The sequence below is a fragment of the Pelagibius sp. genome, from assembly GCF_965249265.1.
In the GTDB taxonomy this organism is placed as follows: domain Bacteria; phylum Pseudomonadota; class Alphaproteobacteria; order Kiloniellales; family Kiloniellaceae; genus Pelagibius.
In genome coordinates this window covers 1,682,662-1,704,144 of sequence record NZ_OZ252224.1, presented here as the reverse complement: position 1 = coordinate 1,704,144, position 21,483 = coordinate 1,682,662, and the positions used below count along the sequence as shown (strand labels likewise).

At 64.7% G+C, this 21,483-nt stretch carries 2 protein-coding genes; both read right to left on the bottom strand.

The annotated features are described in order from the left end of the window. Positions 1-132: 132 nt before the first annotated feature. A complete protein-coding gene (locus ACP146_RS08045; protein ID WP_422366242.1) occupies positions 133-4,554 on the bottom strand; it encodes a beta strand repeat-containing protein in 4,422 nt (1,473 codons plus the stop codon). Between the two features lie 448 nt (positions 4,555-5,002). After that, positions 5,003-21,307, bottom strand: a complete 16,305-nt coding sequence (locus ACP146_RS08040; RefSeq protein WP_422366241.1) for an SdiA-regulated domain-containing protein — start codon at positions 21,305-21,307, stop codon at positions 5,003-5,005. Between the last annotated feature and the right edge of the window lie 176 nt (positions 21,308-21,483).

Sequence of the window (21,483 nt, the reverse complement as noted above, 5' to 3'; positions counted from 1 at the left end):
TAGGTGCATTGCTTTCGGAAGGCGCCGACGGACCGAATTCACGAGATCGCGGCAAAGCGGTAAAGACCTGAACACCGCAAAAGTGTTGCCGGAGATGGTTGGCCTTCAGCGCGCCTACTCGACTCTCGGGCGTCAAGAAAAGACCAGGATCTGGCTTGCCGGGTCGTCCACCAGATCGGTGACCGAGGTGACGGCGCCGGTGCCGGCACCGATGAAGATCACGCTTCCGCCGCTGGCGAAGTCGAGAGTCACATTGAGCCCCGCACCACCGTCGGCGGTTCCCGTGATGGCCGCCAGCAGGTCGTCGATATCGATGTCGGTGTCGACGTCGTTGTCGCTCACGCCATAGAAGAGCAGGCGGTCCTCGGCGGATGAAAGGTCGTTCACCCTGTCGTTGCCTTCACCGGTGGTTCCTTCGATACGACCGAATACGAAGCTGTCGGCGCCGGCATCGCCTGTCAGCGTGTCGTCGCCCTCGCCACCGATGAGCGTATCGTCCCCGCCGCCGCCGATCAGCAGGTCATCACCGGAGTTGCCGGCCAGATAGTCGTTGCCATCGTCGCCGAAGAGCGTGTCATTGCCGCCCTGGATATCGGTGAAGTTCGAATCGCCATAGACCGTATCGTTGCCGCTGCCGCCGCAAATCAAATCGTCGCCACCGTCGCGCGATATGGCTGAGCCGCCATTGAGGGCCAGAGCGTCGCCGGAAATCAGATCTTCGTTCGCACCGCCGTCGATGGTGTCGTCGCCGCCGTAAACTACGGTCGCCGTTCCGCCGTCGCTCAGAGCATCGCCGGCAACGGTGTCCCGAGCTGCACCACTACTGATGCTGTCGCTGCCGGCCGCCTCCGGCGCCCCGGCATTGGTCACTTCAGCGTCGCCGCCGTCCAGTGCCAGGGCATCACCGGAAATCACATCCCGCCCGCTGAGGCTCGTGATCACGTCACTGCCTGCCAGAGCCGCGGCCCCTGCAAGAGCCGTGTTGAACACCCTGGCCGTACCGCTGCCGCGGACCAGGGCATCACCGGAAAGACTGTCCCGGCCGTTGCCGGAGATTATCGTATCGCTGCCGGCCGAGCCCTCGCCATCGGCGGTGTTTGTAACGGTCACCTCCGCCGAGTTGGTGCCTTCGGCCATGCCGTCGCCGGATGCCAGATTGTTGCCGCCCTGGGGGTCGAGCAGATCGCTGCCCGCCGATCCGCCATCGGCCGTATTCTGGATATCCACCGTCGCAATGAAGTCTCTGGAAGTCGCCAGGGCATCGCCGGCGACGGTATCCGCCGCACCGTCGCCGCGAACCGTATCGCTGCCGGCCTTGCCATCGTTACTGGCAGTGTTCTCGACAAGCACTGTCGCGCTGCCAGCGGCAGTGGCCAGGGCGTCGCCGACAACGGTGTCAAAGCCGTCGAGGCCGCGCAGGCTGTCGTTGCCGGCGTTCGCCGCGGCACCATCGGCAGTGTTGTTCACAACGACATCAGCGGTCGAGCCGGCGATCGCCAGAGCATCGCCGGAAACCAGGTCGGCGCCGCCGCCGGCCAATATCGTATCGCCGCCTGCCGCGCCTTCCATTGCTTCGTTTACAACGTCGGCGATCGCGAATCCTTGTGAGGCAGCGGCGAAGGCATCGCCGGCAACGCTGTCGGCGCCGGACCCGGAGCTGATCCTGTCCGCCGAGGCGATCCCGCCGGCGTTGGCTGTGGCGCGGGCCGTCGCGGTGCCTTCGCTCTGTCCGTTGGCCAGGCTGTCACCGGATACCCGGTCACGTTCGCCGCCGCTGGTGAGGCGGTCGCTACCGGCCAGCCCCGCCGCGCCGCTCGCCTCGTTGACCGCCTCCGCCCGCGTAAAACGGGCCTGGTGCAGGCCGTCGCCCGCAACAATGTCCCTGCCGCTTCCGCTGAGAACAGTGTCGTTGCCGGCAGCGCCGTCATTGCCGGTGTTGGTGGCAATCAGGTCGCCGCCGAACCGCGTCGCGTCCATCGCCAGAAAATCGCCCGAGACCCTGTTGCTGCCGTCGCCGGCGACGATAGAGTCGTTACCCGCCGAACCACCGGCGGCCGCCGTGCTGCTGACGTTGACGCTGAGGCCGGGCGCGGCGCCATAGGCCTCGCCCGCCAGGGTATCGTTTCCCTCCGTCGCGGTCAGGGTGTCGTTCCCGGCGGAGGCTGTCGCCCCCTCGGCGCTGTTCTCGACCAGAGCATCGGCACCTCTTCCGCCGCTCACCACCGCCTCACCGGCCATCAGATTGTAACCGCTGCCGCCGTCCAGGCTGTCGTCACCGGCGCGCCCGTCGGTGGCGACGTTGCGGGCTGTCCCACTGTTTCCATCCGCCTGGTTACTGGCAAACACCTCGCCGGCGATGACGTCCCTGGCCCCCTGGCCACGTATCACGTCGCCGCCGGCAATGCCGCCCTGCGTGGCCCGGTTCTCGGCCTCCGCACTGACGCTGCCGCCGATGCCCACCGCCACAGCCTCACCGCCGATGCTGTCGAACCCGTCGAAACCGGCGATGATGTCGTTGCCGGCGGAGGCCGTGGGGTCGGCCTTGTCGCTGTTGATCACTTCCGCGGAGCCCTGCCCGTCCGCCGCCGCCAGCGCCTCGCCGGCAATCAGGTCATAGCCCAGGCCGCCGTCGATGGTGTCGTCGCCGCCCCGCACCGCCCGCGCCGCCGGCGAGTTTCCGCCAATCAGGTTGTTGAAGGCATCGCCGGCTATGCGGTCCGCCTGTGTCTGATTGCCGCTGCCCGGATTGAAGTCGTCGTCCACCCCGCCGATGGGCGCGGCGTAGCCGTAAATCAGATCGTCGCCGGTGCCGCCGTCCAGGGAATCCCGTCCCGCCCCGCCGATCAGGTAATCGCCGCCCGAGCCGCCGTAGAGCGCATCGTCCCCGGCATCCCCGCTCAGCAGATCGTTGTGGTCGTTGAAGCTGGCGGCTTCACCGCCGTAGCTGGCAGCATCGGCCTGCGCATCCGCCGAAGCCTGGCTGCCGCCATAGAGGCTGTCGTCGCCCACGCCGCCAAGCAGGAAGTCCGGCCCCGGCCCGCCTTCCAGCAACGCGCCGGCATCGCCTGTCGCCGTCAGGATCGTCTGGCCGGCGATGGGGTCGGGGTTGGCCTGGCCGGGGTTCAGGTCGTCATTCTCGATGTCAGCGGGATTGGGGTCCAGCGGACCGCTGCCGTCCGCGCCGTCCAATGCATTGAGCGCCCCATCGGTCGGGGTCACGTTGGTGGTCCAGTCGACCTCGCTGTCGGTGGGCGCCCCGGAACCCGCGTCGTTCTCATCGAACACGCGGGAGAAGACCTGATGATCACCGGTGAAGCCGCCGTTGAAGGTCTCGAAGGTCAGGTCGAGGTTTGCCGGAACCAAGCCGTTTGCAGTCCAGACCGGCGCCGTCAGCACCGCCAGGTCCGCCGTCGTCAGATTGGCGGCAAAGCTGTCGAGGGAATCGCTGCCGGCGGAAACAAGGTTGACCGCCAGGGGGGCCGTGGTGTCGTCGCCCAGTTCCCAAGCCGCGCCGCCGGCGATGTCGAACCCATCGACCAGCGCGCCGGAAGCATCGAACACTCGGCCGATCACCGTCGGATCGCCGCCCTCGCCCGCCGAGGCATCCTGATAGAGCACCAGAAAGCCACCGGCCGGAATTGTAACGCCGTCGGGCAGAGTGACGACGATCACCGCGCCGGCGGGGTTGAGGATTTCCAGCGTCGTCGCAAAGGTTTCGGTCTCGGCCGCGGTGTTGTTGGTGAGCTCCACGAAGTCGTAGACCATTGCCACTTCCGCCGCGACGAAAGTGATGTCGCTGGCGTCATCATCGGACAAGGTCGGTACATCCAAAGCGGCGGACACGCCGATCTCGTTGATCAGCAGCGTTGGCGGCACGCCCGCCCCGCCGCCGTCCCCATCGGCGGCGGCCTGAAGCAGCAGCAGGGTTTCCTCGTCGGTGATTTCGACTTCGGGAATGTCGGGCGGAGCAGGAGCGCTTTCGGTGGCGCCGATCACACCCTGACCGGTCAAGAGATCGATGATGGCGCCGAGATTGTCATCGTAGGTGCCGCCGGAACCGAGCGGCCCTGGCCCGCCACCGGCTGCGACTTCGAGGCTGAGGCCGGGATCGGTCAAAGCAAGGGCCTGGCCGTAAAGTGCTTGGCCGGACAGCGTTTCACCGCCGATCTGAAAGGTCGGCCCCCCACCGCTGTTGACCGCATCAGCAAAATCACTAAAGACGAGGCGGCCGCCACCGTTGTCGAAGTTCAGAATCAGATCGCGGCCTTCGGTGGAAACCGTCGCACCCGACGGATCGAAGCCGATGATGTACTCGGCGCCGCTCAGGGTGGGAATGGCGACGGTCTGTCCCGGCGCGGGCTGGGTCAGCACCTGCGCCGCCCCGGCCTGGCCAATAATGATGACGGTTCCGCCCCCCCCTGCCGGGCCTTCGCCATCAATCACGATCACGGGCACATCGGGCACCGTTGCTGCCGCGACTGCCTCCGCTTCTGCCCTACTTCCTGTCGCCGCGCTCTGCCAGGATTCCGTCAACCCGCCTGATTCCAGGTTCATCCACCACTCCCATCGATCGCATCAACCGGACCAGCAGGCCGGCGCCCAAATCACAGATCGGCAGGACAAGCGTTCCGGTAACACCCCGCCCGGGACGGAGCGCCTGCAACGCCGACGTGCAAACCTCGGACGCGCGGTCCCGGAAATCGAGGAACCTAAATGAGGCAATTAGGGTTTTATGTGTGCGTTCGCCCGGGTTTTAACCGGGGAATTGCATGGCCACCGCGGCAATCCGCCGTTTCAGCGAAGCCTTAACTGACGGCCGCCTTCCCAGAAGCCGTTACTGCCCGCACAGCAACGAATCCGGCCGGGCCGCCAAGCCGGGCAAGGAAAAGGGCCCGGCGGTTTCCCGCCGGACCCTTGTCTCGTCCACAATAAGAAAGGGGGCGAAGGTTTTTCGCCTTCGCCCCCTGTACCTGGTTCCTACTTGGAACTCAACAATCGCGCATCAGACGCCGTTCAGTACGTTAACGGTGATGTCGTTGTCGATCGCCACTATGGTTCCATCCGTGTTGGTGTAAACGGTGAAGGTACCTTGGTCGACACCGCCATCCCAATCGGTTCCAGCACCGACAGAACCCTCCAGATTGACCGTATCGCCGGCACCACCACCTGCGTCCAGACCATCGGCACCGCCGAGGATCGAGAGCAGGTCGTCGCCATCGGTCAGATCAATGACATCGGCTGACGAGAGGGTCAACGTCTCCGCGGTGTCAGCGGCGCCGTTTTCAAGATCGATGATCTCGAACTGCTCCCAGACACCGGTGGGCAAGGAGGTGAAGTCGACGTCCTCATTGATCACCAAGGTGTCACCGGCAAAGAAGTCGGCGCCGCCGGTATCAGAACCACCGCTGACCAGACCAACGCCGCCTAGTCCATCGTCGGCATCAAAGACGATGACATCGTTACCGGCACCACCCAGGAGCGTATCCTGCCCCGCACCGCCGTCGAGGGTGTCGTTGCCGGCTCCGCCGAAGATGTAGTCGTTACCTTCATCGCCGAAGAGCAAGTCATCGCCACCGACGATTGCGTTGATGTCAGAGGTGTCGCCGTAGATGGTGTCATTACCGCTACCGCCGTGGATGGTGTCATTACCGCCAAGGATGTTGAGATCCTCAGTACCGCCGTCGATTGCCAACACATCGCCGGAAATGAGGTCGTTACCTTCCCCACCATCGATCCAGTCGTTACCGCCGACGTTGACGGTCGCCGTGCCCGAACCCACGACCAGAGCGTCACCAGCGATGGTATCGTTGCCGTCGCCAGCAATGATCGTGTCGCTGCCGGTCTTGTCGACACCGCCGACCGCCTGGTTCGTGACCTCCGCATCACCGTCGTTAATGGCCAGAGCGTCGCCGGAGATCAGATCTGCACCGTCACCACTGACGATTTCGTCGTTACCAACCAGTGCGGCGAGGCCGATCTGGAGCGAGTTGATCACCGTTGCCGAACCGTTGCGGCCCGTCGCGAGAGCATCGCCGGCAATCACATGGCTGTTGTCGCCGGCGTGAATGGTGTCGTTGCCGACCTCGGCATCGTCACCGAGCGCCAGGTTACGGGCATCGGCCTCGCCATAATCACCGAAAGCTGCAGCATCACCGGCGATGTAGGAGTCACCGAAGAAACTATTGCCAACCGTGATCTTGTCGTTACCAGCCGAGGCACCTCTGCCACCGCTCGGCGTACCGTCGATCAGTTCTCCGCCGGTATTCCTGGCGATCGCTTCGCCATAGTCGCCGAAGGCCGCCGCGTCGCCGCCGATCCGGTGGTTGCCCGTACCGGCCTCGATGGTGTCGTCGCCGGCCTCGGCAGTGCCGTCCAAGTTGTTGGACACCGCAGTGTTGTTCGCGGTCGCCACGGCATTGTCGGCCAAGGTCAGGGCGTCACCGGCGATCTTCTCAAAACCGCCACCACCGATGATCTTGTCGCTGCCGGCAGAAGCCGTACCGCTGCCATCGACACCAGCCGTCGCCTTATTGGTCGCCGTCGCGTTTCCGCTGAAGTGACCGGACATGGCATCGCCGGAAATGGTGTCGCCACTCGAGTTCCCGTTGATGGTGTCGTTACCGGCTTCGGCGGTGCCTTCACCAAGAACCGTTGCCGTGTTCTCGGCCTCGGCCTCACCGTTCTCGCCGGTTGCCAGTGCGTCACCGGCCACCTTGTCGCCGCTGCTGCCTGCACTGATGAAGTCGTTGCCGACCTTCACCACTGCCGCATCGTTGGCTGTGGCGTTGTTGCGCTGCGTCGCATCGCTGTCAGCGCCGGTCGCCAGGGAACCACCCGAGACCTGGTCGAAGGAACCGCCGGCATAGATCGTGTCGTTGCCGACGTTGACCTCTGACGTGCCGCTGCCTTCGCCGCTGTTCTCACCCAAGGCATCACTCTCGCGGCCCGTGGTAAGAGCCTCGCCGGCGATCTTCTCCGCACCGGAGGAGCTACCGCCGGTGATGCTGTCGTTACCGACATAGACCGCGCCATCGCCCAGACCGGTACCTTCGTTGGTGGCCGTGGCGGAGCCATAGTTACCGGAGGCCAGGGCGTCACCGGCCAGCTTGTCGCTGGAGGTACCGCCATCGATGGTATCACTGCCGACCTTGGCCGTGGCCGGGCTGTTGGCCGTGCCAACATTGGTGGCCATCGCCGTGCCGTAGTGGCCGGAGGCCAAGGCATCGCCGGAGATCTGGTCGCCGCTGCCGGCACCGAACATCGTGTCGTTACCGACCTCGACAGTGCTGGTGTCGTTAGCAGTACCGGTATTCTCCGCCGTGGCCTTACCGCGGATCGCGGTGGCCAGAGCCTCACCAACCATCTTGTCGCCGCCGGAGTCGCCGAAGATGGTGTCGTTGCCGACTTTGACGGTGGCACTGCCGTTGCCGGTGCCATCGTTCTGAGCCAGGGCCTCGCCATAAGCACCGGAGGCCAGGGCCTCACCCGCCATGGCATCGGCGTTGAACCCGCCGGTCATGGAGTCGTTGCCGACCACCACCGTCGCCCAATCACTGGCCATGCCGTCATTGTCAGCATGCGCCTTGGCCCTGTAGCCGGTGGCCAAAGCCCCACCGGAGACAAGGTCACTGTCGTCACCAGCCCGGATGGTGTCGTTACCGGCTCTGGCAAGGCCGTGGCCCGAAGCGGTACCGTCGTTGTCGGCCAGGGCCGTGGTTTCGGCACCCTGGGTCAGGGCGTCGCCGGCGATGATGTCATCGGCGTCACCTTGATCACTTATATCCATCGTGATGGAGTCGTTCCCGGCGAAGGCCCGACCGTAATCGGAAGCATCGGCCATGTTCATGGCTGTGGCATTGCCGCCTTCCTCGCTTGTGGAAGCGGCGTCGCCGGACACGATGTTGTTGTCTCCACCGTCAGCAATGGTGTCGTTACCGGCGCGAGCAATCACATCTGCTCCCTCGGCACCGTCGGCCGTCGTCTTGTTGACGGCAATGGCAATGCCATCCTTACCCGTCGCCAAGGCGTCGCCGGCGACAATGTCGTCACCGTCACCGCTGCCGTAGTCGGAGGCGATCGAGTCGTTGCCGGCAGAGGCCGTGCGGCCCTCGGCGCCTTCGCCTTGAAGCCCCTTGGCATCGGCCGTGTTGTTGGCCTGGGCCGTGGACCTCTCGCCGTCCGTCAGGGCATCACCGGAGATGGTGTCTTTGCCGCTGCCGGCCTTGATCGTGTCGTCACCGGCCTCGGAGGAGAAGAAAGCGTTGGTGTCGTTGGCCCAGGCCTTGTTGTCGGCCGTGGCATTGCCGGCATCGTCGCCGTAGGCACCGGCATCGCCGGCCACCCAGTTGTCGCCACGTCCGGCATAAATCTCGTCGTTGCCGGCATCGCCGCCGTATTCGCCGATGTTGGTGGCGAAGGCGTCAGAGCCCTTACCGAAGGCCAGGGAGTCACCGGAGACGGTATCGTTGCCGCCTTCGGCGCCGTCGGCATAGATCTCGTCCTCACCGGCCTCGCCGCCGCCGATACCCCGGTTCGTGGTCTCGGCCGTGCCGTCTTCGCCTTCGGCAAAGGCGCCACCGGCGATAGCGTCGTCATCGTTGCCGGCATAGATTTCGTCGTTACCGGCATCGCCGCCGTCGCCGCTCGCAGTGTTCTTGGCGATGGCATGGGCACCCATCGCTGCGATCTCGAGGGCCTCACCGGCGACCTTGTTGTTGCCGGAACCGGCATAGATGTCGTCGTTGCCGGCATCGCCGCCGGTCCCGATGTTCACCGCCGTTGCCGTACCGCCGAGCACCTCAGCCAGGGAGCCTGAGTCGCCGGAGATGACGTCTGCGCCGCCGCCACCGGAGATGGTGTCCTCGCCGGCTTCGCCGCCGCCGAGGCCCGTGTTGGTGGTGGTGGCGCTCACCGTCTCGCCGATGGCGAGAGAGCCGCCGGCAATGGTGTCGGCGCCGCCGCCGGCACGGATCGAGTCGTTGCCGGCCTGGGCGTCGCCGCCGGCTTCAGTGGCCGTGTTCTCGGTGATTGCCGTGGCGCTGCCGCTCGTCACGACCGCCGCCGCGTCACCCGCCAAACGATCGGCAAGGTTGTCGTTGTTGGCATCGATGAGATCACTGCCAGCCAGGGCCGTACCGCCCCCGGAAGTGGCCTTGTTGATCGCCTTGGCCGTGCTGTTGGCGCCGGTGGTGAGGGCATCGCCCGCCGCCAGATCGTTGCCGTCACGGACAAAGATATCGTCGTTGCCGGCTTCCGCCGTTCCGTAGTCACCCACGGTCGCCGTGTTATGGGCTTCCGCCATGGCGCCGGCACCGGCGGCGTAGGCACCACCGGAGATAACGTCGTTGCCATCACCGGCAAAGATGGTGTCGTTACCGGCCTCCGCAAATCCCTTACCACCCGGATCAACGGTCGCCTTGTTGGTGACCTTGGCGTTGCCGCCGGCGGCATTCGTCGTCGCCGCATCACCGGCGATGACGTCACCCACGGCGTCGTCATCGGCAACAATCTTGTCGTTGCCCGCATAAGCCTTGGCGTCGCTTTGGCTCCGCACCAAAGCCTCGTTCGTGGCCTCGGCCTTGCCGTCTTTATCGATCGCCAGGGCATCACCGGCCACGGTGTCCTCGCCGGTGCCGACATTGATGTCGTCGTTGCCGGCACGGGCCGAGCCGTTGCTGCCGAAGGAGTGGGCCGCCTTGTTGATGAGCGCAGCGAAGGCCGCCAGACCGGCCGCCAGCGCGCCGCCGGAGACCATGTCGTTGCCGCTGCCGGAGCGGATCGTGTCGTTGCCGGCTTTGGAGTCCTCATCTTCTTCTGACCCGGCTTCGTTCAGCACGTCGGCCTTGGCTTCCTTGCCTTTCACCAGACCGTCACCGGCCACGGCATCAGCATCGCCGCCGCTGTTAAGATTATCGTCACCGGCCTGTCCACCGCCGTCGGCTTCGTTATGGACATCGGCCAAGCCGTAGTCGCCCAGGGCCATGCCGTCGCCGGACACCGTGTCGGTCCCGTCGCCGGAGCGGATGTTGTCCACGCCAGCCTGCGCACCTTCATTGAAGCCCTGGTTCAACACCGTGGCAACGGTGCTGCCGACCGTGCCGTCCGTGGCATCTGCCAGGGCGTCACCGGCGATGGTGTCCATTCCGGCGCCGCCGCCGTAGTCGCCGACGATCTCGTCGTTGCCGGCTTTGCCACCCTCGTCAGTGGTGTTGGTGATCTTCGCCGAGGCACCGGTCTTGCCAATGGCCAGGGCGCCGCCGGAGACCTTGTCGTCACCGCCGCCGACCTTGATGGTGTCGCCGCCGGCCGAACCGCCGTCGACCGCCATGTTGGTGACGTCGACATCGGCATCGCCTTCGCTGGAATACTCCGTGCCATCGCCGCCGCCGCGGTTGTCGCCGTTGCCGAGGACGGTGATGGTGTCGCCACCGGCAATGGCACCCGCGCCGGCGGCAGAGTTGGTGGTCGTCACGGTGTTGCCGTTGTTGTCGATCGCGAGGCCGTCACCGTCGAAGAGGTTGCTGCCCCCGGCGTCGACCCAGACGTCCACGCCCGCCTCGCTGCCGGCCGCCGCCGTGTTCATCACCGTGACAGAGGTCGCGTCGCCGTTGGCCAGGGCATCGCCGGCCACGGAGTCGTCGCCGAGACCCGTGAAGATGTCGTCACTGCCGGCTGAAGCACCGGATGCCGTCGTGGTGTTCTTGGCAACCGCCGTGGCATCGTTGCCGATCGCCATGGCATCGCCGGCCACCACATCGCCGTATTCGGAGTAACCGCCGGCGTTGATGGTGTCGTCACCGGCCTGGCTGCCGTCGGACTGCGCCTCGTTCTCCTGCTTGGCATAGGCCTTATCGCCGAGCGCCTGGGCGCCGCCGGAGATGGAGTCGTCGCCATCACCGGACATGGTGATCTTGTCGTTGCCGGCCAGGTTGTCGTTCAAGAACTCTTCCACACCACCGGCCAGATTATTGCCGTAGGCCTCCGCCGAGGTGCCCGCCAGAGGAACGCCGTCCTCATCGGTCAGACCGATGGCCTGGGCATCACCGGCCACGAGGTTGTCGCCGTTCGTATCGGTGATGGTGTCGTTACCGGCCTTGTTGCCTTCGCCGTCCGCCTCGTTCTCAGAGGTGGCCTTGGCGGTCTTGCCGATGGCCTGGGCGTCGCCGGAGACCCGGTCGTCGTGCTGACCGGTGTAGATCTTGTCGTTGCCGGCCTCGTTTTCGGCGACGTCCTTGTCCTCCGTGTCCGTGCTGTCGGCATAGTTTCTGGAGAAGGCGGTCGCGGCGGACTCGTCACCCGTGCCGATGGCCTGGGCATCGCCCGCAACCACATTCTCACCGTCGTAGGCTTTAATTGTGTCGTTGCCGGCCTTGTTCTGGTCGTCAGCGTTACCGCTGCCGGCCTCGTTCACCTGCGACGCATAGGCCGAGGTCTTGCCGATGGCCTGGGCGCCGCCGGAGATCGTATCGCCGGCGTCACCGGCATAGATCCCATCGTTACCAGCATAGTTGTTGTCGGCACTGCCGCCGTCACCCGCGGTGTTCTCACCGTAAGCCGTGGCCGTCCCATCGCTGGAGAGCGCCTGGGCGTCGCCGGCAACCTTGTTCTCGCCGTCACGGGCTTGAATGTGGTCGTTGCCGGCCCGGTTTTTCTCTTCCTGGTCACCGCCGGCCCCGGCCTCGTTCACCTGCTTGGCGTAGGCCGAGTTCTTGCCCATGGCCTGGGCACCGCCGGAGATCGTGTCGTCGGCATTACCGGCATGGATGGTGTCGTCGCCGGCTACGTTGTAGCTGTCCCCGTTGCCATCGCCAGCGGTGTTGCTGCCGTAGGCCGAGGCACTGCCATCGGTCGAGATGGCTTGGGCATCGCCGGCCACCTTGTTCTCGCCGCCGTCGGCCCAGATGTAGTCGTTGCCGGCCGAAGACCCGTGACCCGTCGCCAGATTGTCGGTGTCGGCCTTGGCCTCATCCTTGGCCCGCGCCTGGGTGCCGCCAGAGATGACATCGGCCTGCGAGCCGGTGAAGATCACGTCGTTGCCGGCCTCGGCACCATTGGTAGCCGTGTTGTCGGCATAGGCCTCGGCATCATCGCCGGTATTCACCGCCATCGCCTCGCCGGCGACATAGTTTTCGCCGCCACCGGCATAGATGGTGTCGTTGCCCGCATCGCCGGGGCCACCGTTCGCCGTGTTCTCGGAGATCGCAACCGCGTTCCTGAGGTTTACACCTTCGGAACGGGCCATGGCATCGCCGGCGACGTCGTCGTCATCATCCGGCGAACCCTGATCGGATTCAATATAGTCGTTGCCGGCGTCGCCAAGATCGGCGGCATTCACCTGCTTGGCGAAGGCCAGCGTCGCGGCAACCGCCATAGCACCACCGGAGATGGTGTCCTTGCCGATGCCGGATTTGATCGTGTCGTTACCGGCATCATTGCTGCTGCCGTCATTGGCGAGATTTTCGCCATAAGCCGTGGCATCGCCCTGCGCGGAGACTGCCTGCGAATCACCGGCCAGCTCGTTGTCGCCATCGCCAACTTTGATGTAGTCGTTGCCGGCTTCACCACCCGCAGTGGCCTTGTTGTCGACATCGGACGTCGCATCGCCGTACTCGCTGACCGCCATGCCGTCACCGGAAACACGATTGTCACCGTCACCGGCGTAAATGGTGTCGTTGCCGGCCTCGCCCTTTTCATCGGCCGTGTTCTTCACCACCGCATCGGCATCGCCGTTCACCGAACGCGCCATGGCGTCGCCGGCCACTTCGTCGTCATAGGCCTCGGCATCGTCGCCGTACTCGGCAGAGATCCAGTCGTTGCCGGCCTCGGCTTTGTCATCGGCGTTGTTGTCCTGCTCGGCATAAGCCGTGCCAGCCGCCGACGCCAGGGCGCCGCCGGAGATGGTGTCGTTGCCGTCGCCGGACTTGATGGTGTCGTTACCCGCACGGGCGTACTCGTCGGCGTCGTTGTCGCCGTAGGCTTCAGCCGTGGCACCCAGCGCCATGGCTTCGCCGGCCACCAGATCGCCTTCGCCGTACTCACCGGTGTCGAAACCGCCGGTGAAGATATAGTCGTTACCGGCCGAGCCGTTGGGGTGGTTGTCGTCGGCATCGTTCTTGGCCGTCGCCTTGGCGTTACCGCTACCGCTGATCGCCTGGGCATCGCCCGCCACCCGGTCGTCGCCGCTGTTGTCGCCGTCAGCAATGATGGTGTCGTTGCCTGCGGACGCACCTGCGGCGTGGACCGTGTTGGTCTGGGTCGCCGTGGCCGTGCCGTTCGGGGCAATCGCCTGGGCACCGCCGGAGATGCCGTCGTTCTCGTCGCCGGAAACGATGGTGTCGTTACCCGCCGACGAACCGAAGGTGAAGGCGTCGTTGGTGCCGGTCGCTGTGGCGTTGCCGCCGGTTGAGATGGCCTGGGCATCGCCGGCCACCACATTCTCGCCTTCACCGGCGTTGATGAGGTCGTTACCGGCCCCGTTCAGCAAGCCCCCGGCGTTATTGTCGGATTCCGAGTCCGCATCGCCGTAGGAGATCGCCTGGGCGTCACCGGAAATCGTATCGTTGCCGCCATAGGCGTTGATATCGTCGTTACCGGCCGTGTTCCCCTTGCCATACCGGGCGGTATTCTTAGAACGCGCCGTCGCCGTGGAGGTCAGATCGTCCGCCAAGCCGAGAGCCTGGGCGTCACCGGCAATCACGTCGGCGCCGCTGGCGTGCGCGTCGCCTGTTCTGATGGTGTCGTTGCCGGCTTCGTTATAGATGTCGAAGCCCTCGGCACCGTCGGCCAGATTGATCTGGCTGGCATAGGCCGCCTTCGCCGCCCCTGCCTGCGCACCGCCGGAGACGGTGTCGCCTTCGTCACCGGTGGTTACGATCTTGTCGTTGCCGGCATCGTTGTACCGGTCGCTCGCGCGGCCGTTGTTGCCGGCCGTGTTGTTGCCGTAGGCCGAGGCGTCGCCGCCGAAGGACAGAGCATGGGCGTCCCCGCCGATGATATCGGCACCGTCGAAGCCGTAGATCGTGTCGTTACCGGCGTCCGAAGCGTAGTCATTCGCCGTGTTGTTGGTCCGCGCCGTGGCCGAATTGCCTTCGCCCGAGGCACGCGCCTGGCTGCCGCCGCCGATGATGTCGTTGTCATCGCCGCCGAAGACCTTGTCGTTGCCGGCGTCGCCGGTGTTCGTGGCTTTATTGTCCACGGTCGCCGTCGCATCGCCGTCTTCACTGACCGCCATAGCATCACCGGCCAGCTTGTTGTCGCCGTCACCGGCGTAAATGGTGTCGTTACCGGCCTCGCCCTTCTCGTCGGCCCTGTTCTTCACGACCGCATCAGCCGAACCGGTCTCCGAACGCGCCATGGCATCGCCGGCCACTTCGTCGTCGAAACCTGTTTCGCCGCCATACTCGGCAGAGATCCAGTCGTTGCCGGCCAGGGCATCGTCATCGGCATTGTTGTCCTGCTCGGCGTAAGCCATGCCCGCCGCTACCGCCAGCGCGCCGCCGGAGATGGTGTCGTGACCCTCGCCGGACTTGATGGTGTCGTTACCCGCCCGGGCGTACTCGTCGGCATCGTTGTCGCCGTAAGCCTCGGCCGTAGCGCCGGACGCCATAGCCTCACCGGCCACCTGATCGCCGCCGTATTCGCCACCGGCGTACCCGCCGGTGAAGATATGGTCGTTACCGGCGGAGCCGTTGGGGTGGTTGTCGTCGGCGTCGTTCTTAGCCGTCGCCTTGGCGTTACCGCTACCGCTGATCGCCTGGGCATCGCCCGCCACCCGGTCGTCGCCGCTGTTGCCGCCGTCGGAGATGAGGTCGTCATCACCGGCGGACGCACCTGCGGCGTGGACCGTGTTGGTCTGGGTCGCCGTGGCCGTACCGTTCGGGGCAATCGCCTGGGCACCACCGGAGATGTCGTCGTTGTCATCGCCGGAAACGATGGTGTCGTTACCCGCCGACGATCCGGAGGTGAAGGCATCGTTGGTGCCGGTCGCCGTGGCGTTGGCGCCGGTCGAGATGGCCTGGGCATCGCCGGCCACCACGTTCGCGCCCTCACCGGCCTCGATGGAGTCGTTGCCGGCCGAGTTTTTCTTACCCCAGGCGTCGTTATCGGATTCCGAGTCTGCATCGCCGTAGGAGATCGCCTGGGCGTCACCGGAAATCGTATCGCTGCCGCCATAGGAATTGATGTCGTCGTTGCCGGCCGTATTGCCCTCGCCACCGTCGGCCTCGTTCTTCGAACGCGCCGTCGCCGTGGAGGTCAACTCATCCTTCAGGCCGAGAGCCTGGGCGTCACCGGCAATCACGTCGGCGCCGCTGGCGTGCTCGTCGCCCGTCCTGATGGTGTCGTTGCCGGCCTCATTGAAGATATCGAGACCTTCGGCACCATCGGCCAGGTTGGTCTGGCTGGCATAGGCCGCCTTCGCCGCCCCTGCCTGCGCACCGCCGGAGACGCTGTCGCCATACTCGCCGGTGGTTACGATCTTGTCGTTGCCGGCCTCATTGTACCGGTCGCTGAAGCGGCCGTTGTTGCCGGCCGTGTTGTTGCCGTAGGCCGAGGCATCGCCACCGAAAGACAGAGCATGGGCGTCGCCGCCGATGATGTCGGAGCCGTCGAAGCCGTAGATCGTGTCGTTGCCGGCATCCGAGGCGTAGTCGTTCGCCGTGTTGTTGGTCCTCGCCGTGGCCGAGTTACCTTCGCCCGAGGCGCGCGCCTGGCTGCCGCCGCCGATGATGTCGTCGTTATCGCCGCCGAAGATCTTGTCGTTGCCGGCGTCGCCGGTGTGCGTGGCCTTGTTGTCCACGGTCGCCGTCGCATCGCCGTCTTCGCTGACCGCCATGGCATCGCCAGCCAGCTTGTTGGCGCCGTCACCGGCGTAAATGGTGTCGTTACCGGCCTCGCCCCTCTCGTCGGCCGTGTTCTTCACGACCGCATCAGCCGAACCGGTCTCCGAACGGGCCATGGCGTCGCCGGCCACCTCGTCGTCGTAGGCTTCGGCATCGTCGCCATACTCGGCAGAGATCCAGTCGTTGCCGGCCTCACCCTTGTCGTCGGCATCGTTCAACTGCCGGGCATAGGCCGTCCCGGCCGCCGCCGCCAGCGCGCCGCCGGAGATGGTGTCATTGCCATCACCCGACTTGATGGTGTCGTTGCCCGCACGAGAGCGCTCGTCGGCGTCGTTGTCGCCATACGCAGAAGCCGTAACGCCCAGGGCCATGGCCTCACCGGCCACCTGGTCGCCTTTGCCACCTTCACCGCCTTCGAAACCGCCGGTGAAGGTGTAGTCGTTGCCGGCCCAGCCGTTGGGATGGTTGTCGTCGGCATCGTTGGTGGCGGTCGCCTCGGCGTGACCGTTCTCGCTGATCGCCTGGGCATCGCCGGCAACCACGTCGTCGCCGCTGTTGTCGCCGTCGGCAACGATGGTGTCGTTGCCTGCGGACGCGCCTGATGCGTAAACGTTATTGGTGTTTGTTGCGGTGGCAGTGCCGTCCTTGGCAACAGCCTGTGCGCCACCCGAGATGGTGTCGTTCTCATCGCCGGAAACGATCAGATCGTCTCCCGCCCTGGAGAGCTTTGTGTGGGCGTTGTTGGTGGCCGTCGCCGTGGCGTCGTCGTCAGCCACCGCCTGGGCCTCACCGGCGATCAGATTCGCGCCTTCACCGCCGTCGATGGTGTCGTTGCCCGCCTTGGCGTAATAGGCCTTGTTCGTCACCGTGGCGGTCGCGTCGCCGTAGTCACCGGTCGCATGGGCGGCTGCATCACCGGCCAGCGCATCGTCGCCGTCGTCGCCGTCGATGCTGTCGTTACCGGCCTCGGCGCCGAAGTACTTGGCGGTGTTGGTAGTTTCGGCATCAGCATCGCCATATTCGCCGGTGGCAATCGCCAGCGAGTCGCCGGCGATACGGTCGTCGTCGTCACCACCTTCGATGGTGTCGCTGCCCGCCTTGGCGCCAACCTTGGCCTCGTTCTCAGTCCGGGCTTCGGCATCAGAAACACCCACGGCAACGGCGTCGCCGCCGATGTCGTCCTCGCCTTCCTGGCCTTCGATCGCGTCGTTGCCGGCTTCGATGTCGTAACTCTTCGCCGTGTTCAGGGCGACAGCCTCTGCATCGTCGGCAACCGCCAGGGCTTCACCAGCGGCCGTGTCGTTACCGGTACCGCCGTCAATTGTGTCGTTACCCGTCGCAGCCAGAGACTCGTCATAGCTGTAACCGTCGGAGAAGATGGCGTTGTTGATACCAACGGCCAGAGCCTCGGTGCCGGACTTCACGAAGGCTTCAACGCTTTCGCCGCCCTCTACCGTACCCTCTACCGCGATGGCCGCCGCGTCGCCGGCGATGAGATCGTCGCCGTCGCCGCCTTTGATGTCGTCGTTGGCAAATCCGGTGTCAGCCGGGAAGTCGCCGGCACCCGGCACCAGAATGGCGCCGCCCTCGTAATCGACCTTTTTGCCGATAGCATCCTGAATGTCGTCCTCGTCGACAAGCACCTCGCCATTGGGATCGACTTCGCCGGTCAGAGGATTCAGGCTGTCGAACTTGACGATGTTGTCGGAATTCTCGTCCGTGACGTAGAAGTTGCCGTCACTGTCGAACCAAACGCCGCCTTCCAGGTCGATGGAATTGCCGAAAGCGTTCTCGAGCTGCGAATTGCTGAGGAACTCGCTGACCACACCGTCCGGTGTGACGCGATAGATGCTGTCGGAACCTTCATCGACGACGATGATGTCGCCGTTGGGCGCCAGCACCATGTAGCCGTCGAGGTCGCTGAAAGGCGCGCCGCTCGCCAGCACTTCCGGCGTACCGGTGTCCAGGTCGATCTTGATGATCGCGTTCGGGTTGTCTTCAGACGTCACATAGAGGCTCTCGCCATCGGCCGAAACCAGGATGCCGCCTTCGACGTTGAACTCGCTACCCTCTCCAAGGACGGCTTCGACGGCCGCCGCGGTGGTCAGCACGGTCACCGTGCCGTCGGTGGGATCGATCCTCAGGATCGAATCCGTCGTCTCTTCCGTCACATAAAGGAAGCCGTCCGGGCCGAACACCAGGCCTTCCGGCTGGGCTTCGATTTCTTCGGTCTCAAGCGCGTCTTCAAGCGCGGCTTCAATGTCCTCGTTGGAGGCAACGACTTCCACCTCGCCAAACTCGGTCTTCCTGTAGACCGCGTCGGATTCCGACTCCGTAAAATAGATCGTACCCTCGGCGTCGGTATCGATGCCGGTGTCGACGAAACGGGCGGTGTCGAGGCCGGTCACGTCGGTGATGTCGTCCTCGGAAATCACGATCTTGAAGTTGCCGAGGGCGTCAACGAAGAGGATGTTCTCCGAACCCTCGCCGTCTTCGTCGTTCTGCACCAGCGCGCCGTCGGAGCGCACGCCGTTTTCCGGGCGCTTGAAGCTGTTGTCGGAGTAACCCAGGGCGTAGACAGACTCCGCCCCTGTGGAGAGCGCGTCGCCGGAGGCGATGTCGTCGCCCTTGCCGGCGTCGATGGTATCGTTGCCGCCCAGGATCGCCACGGCCGCGCCGTCGAAGTCGTCCAGGCTCGGGCCGTAATCGCCACCATCGAAAGAGGCACTCACTTGGTCGGCGTAATCCCCCGGCCCGCCGGGGCCTTCCTCGCCGCCGAGCAGGCTGTCGAAGTTGTTCAGCGCGTCACCGGCGATAACATCTTCGCCGTAGAGCACCTCACCCTCTTCGCCGGAGCCCGCACCGTCTTCCGGCAGGCCGCCGACCTCGGCGGAATCATCGCCGAAGATCTGGTCGTCGCCGGTGCCGCCGTCCATGGAATCGTCGCCTTCGCCGCCGATCATGTAATCGCCGCCGGAGCCGCCGTACATCTCGTCATTTCCGGCGTCGCCGAAAAGGAAATCGTTGTGGTCGCTGAACAGGGGCTTGTGGTTCAGCTCAAGGCCTTTGCCGCTCTTGCCATCTTGTCCGAAGACCGGAATACCCTCGTCCAACAGTTGCTCGAACTGTTCGGCAACCTTCTGCGCCTGCTCCTCGACCAGTTCCTGGGAGCCACCATAGAGAGCATCGTCGCCGCTCGCGCCCTGGATGAAGTCCGGGCCGCCATTGCCTTCGACTGTGTCGCCGCCTTCGTCTGCCTGCAGGAAGTTCTGCCCGGCCAGGCCGTCGGGGTTGTCCTGCCCCGGGTTCAGGTCGTCGTTCAGCGGATCCCAGGGATTCTCGTCGACGATGTGACGCTGGAACGCCAGGGATTCGAGAGCATGATCGATCGCGGAAAGATCGACCGAAGTGTTCGGGATCTCTGCGCCCGTCGCCGGGTCGATCTGGAAGGCGCGCTCATTGGCCTCATCAACCGCCCAGAGGCGCCCGAAATTGTCGAACGCCAAGCCGAAGTCGGGGTCGGAACCTTCTTCGCCATTGATGGCGTCAGCCACATCTTGGTCGATGGTGCCCGGCAGTTCGGTGACCGTGCCTGTGTCCACATCGATGGTGAACAGCTTCACCACGCCCTCTTCATCGTAGCCGATGGCGTAGAGCAGGTTCGGGTCGGTCGGGTCGGCCACCAGGCCGCTCATATCGAAGCCGGATTCCGAGGCCTGCGTGTCGGTGGTGATTTCGTCGAGGGTATAACTGCCGTTGCCCAGGTCCACCCTGAAGACACCGTCCTCGGTCAATACATAGAGGCTTTCGTCAGCCGCAAAGGTGAAGCCCGGATCTTCGAGAGACGGCCCCTCGCTGTCCCCGTCGAACGTCCAGACGTCGACCACCTCGGCGGTGTTCGGGTCGATCTTGACGATACGCCCGCCGTCAGTCTCAAAACCGAACAGGAAGCACTCGTCCTCACCCACGCCGGACGTCAGGCCCTCGACGTCGATCGCCTTACCGTCGACCCTGATGACGCCAACGAACTCCGTCTCGCCGGTCTCGAGGTTGACCTTCTTAAGGTAATAGTTACCCGCGGTGAAACCGATCAGTTCGCTCAGATCGGTGTCGTTCAGCGCGCCGTCGGTCGGCTTGTTGTTGGTCGTCCAATCGTTCTGGGTGTCGGTGTCCGTCGTGTTGACGCGCGAGAAGATGTGATGATTGCCGGTGAACTGGCCGTTGAAAGTCTCCAGATTCAGGTCCAACAGCGGAGACACGAAGCCCTCCGGCGAACCGGTGAAATCCGGATTCGTCAGGCCGCCCAGGTCGTCCTGGGTCGTGTTGGCCGCGAAGGTATCCACGGACTGGTCGCCATCGACGTCCTCGCCGTCCCGGAACACCACGTTGACCGCGATCTGTTCGGTGGTGTCGTCGCCCAGGTCCCAGAAAGCGGAGTCTTCCAGGGTACCGCCGTCAACCACATTGCCGCTGGCATCGAACACGCGGAAAATGATGTCCTCGAGGCCGTCGTTATCGTCCGGGGTCAGCGGATTGCCGTCTTCAGCGAGCTGATAGAAAACGATGAAGCCATTGGCCGGAATCGTAATGCCGTCGGGAATCGCGAAAGTGACGACATCGCCGGCCGGATTCAGAATCTCAACCGTCAGGTCTTCGGTCGTCGTCGCGGTGTCGGAATTGTTCAGCAACTCAATGAAGTTGTATTCCGGGGCCGGCTCTTCTTTCACATCGTCGTTGCCGTCACTCAGCAACTGGACTGAGGGCAGATCCTCTGACCCTTCTCCGCCGGGCGTCGGGTCCTCACCGGGAATGCCGGGAATCTCCAGCGCTACCGAAACGCCGATCTCGTTGATCAGCAGCGGCGGCGGCGGGAAGTCAAGATCTTCGACCAGCTCGATGATGTCGGGCTCGATGTCGATCAGGCCGAACTCGAGCAGAACCGGCGGAATCACACCCTGTGCCGCCAGCAGATCGAGAATGTCGCCGAGATCGTCGTTATACTCGGACGCACCGCCACCGATGGCGCCCGGACCGGCAGCCGTCTCGAGGTTGGCGTCGTCTGTTCCGGCAAGCGCCAGCGCCTGGCTCAACAGCACGTCAGCACCCACTTCCGTGCCTGCCACAGTGAAGCTCGGCGCGTCACCGGCCTCGACGATGGTCACCAGACCTTCGAAGACGATCTGGCTGTCCGGTGTACCGTCGCCGTTGTCGTCGAAGGCAAGGATGAAGTTTTCACCCTGCACCTGAACCTGCGCGCCGCCCGGCGGGAAGGTCAGGTTATAGACCTGGTTCGCCTCGGTCAGAATTTGAACGGTTTCCCCCGGAGCCGGGCGTGCAACGTCCACAGCCTGCGCAGCCTGGCCGACCACGGCCGTGCTGCCTTCGCTACCGGTGATGTAGGTGTTCTCGGCGGACTCGGCCGTGGTGTCGTCCTGACCCTCATAGCCGCGGGTGAGATCGTCCGTCATGTTCTTCCTCCGTTAAGACCAGGCAGGGTGTTCGCAGACGCAAAAAAAAGCGCAGCCGGACACCCGGGTGCTGATTAATCCGATTACCTGCAGTTTCTTAGAAGCCTGTGGCAATAACAAGGAAACTTCTGTTAAATACGACAGCTTTATGTATGAGGTTATTGAAACAATCAGCC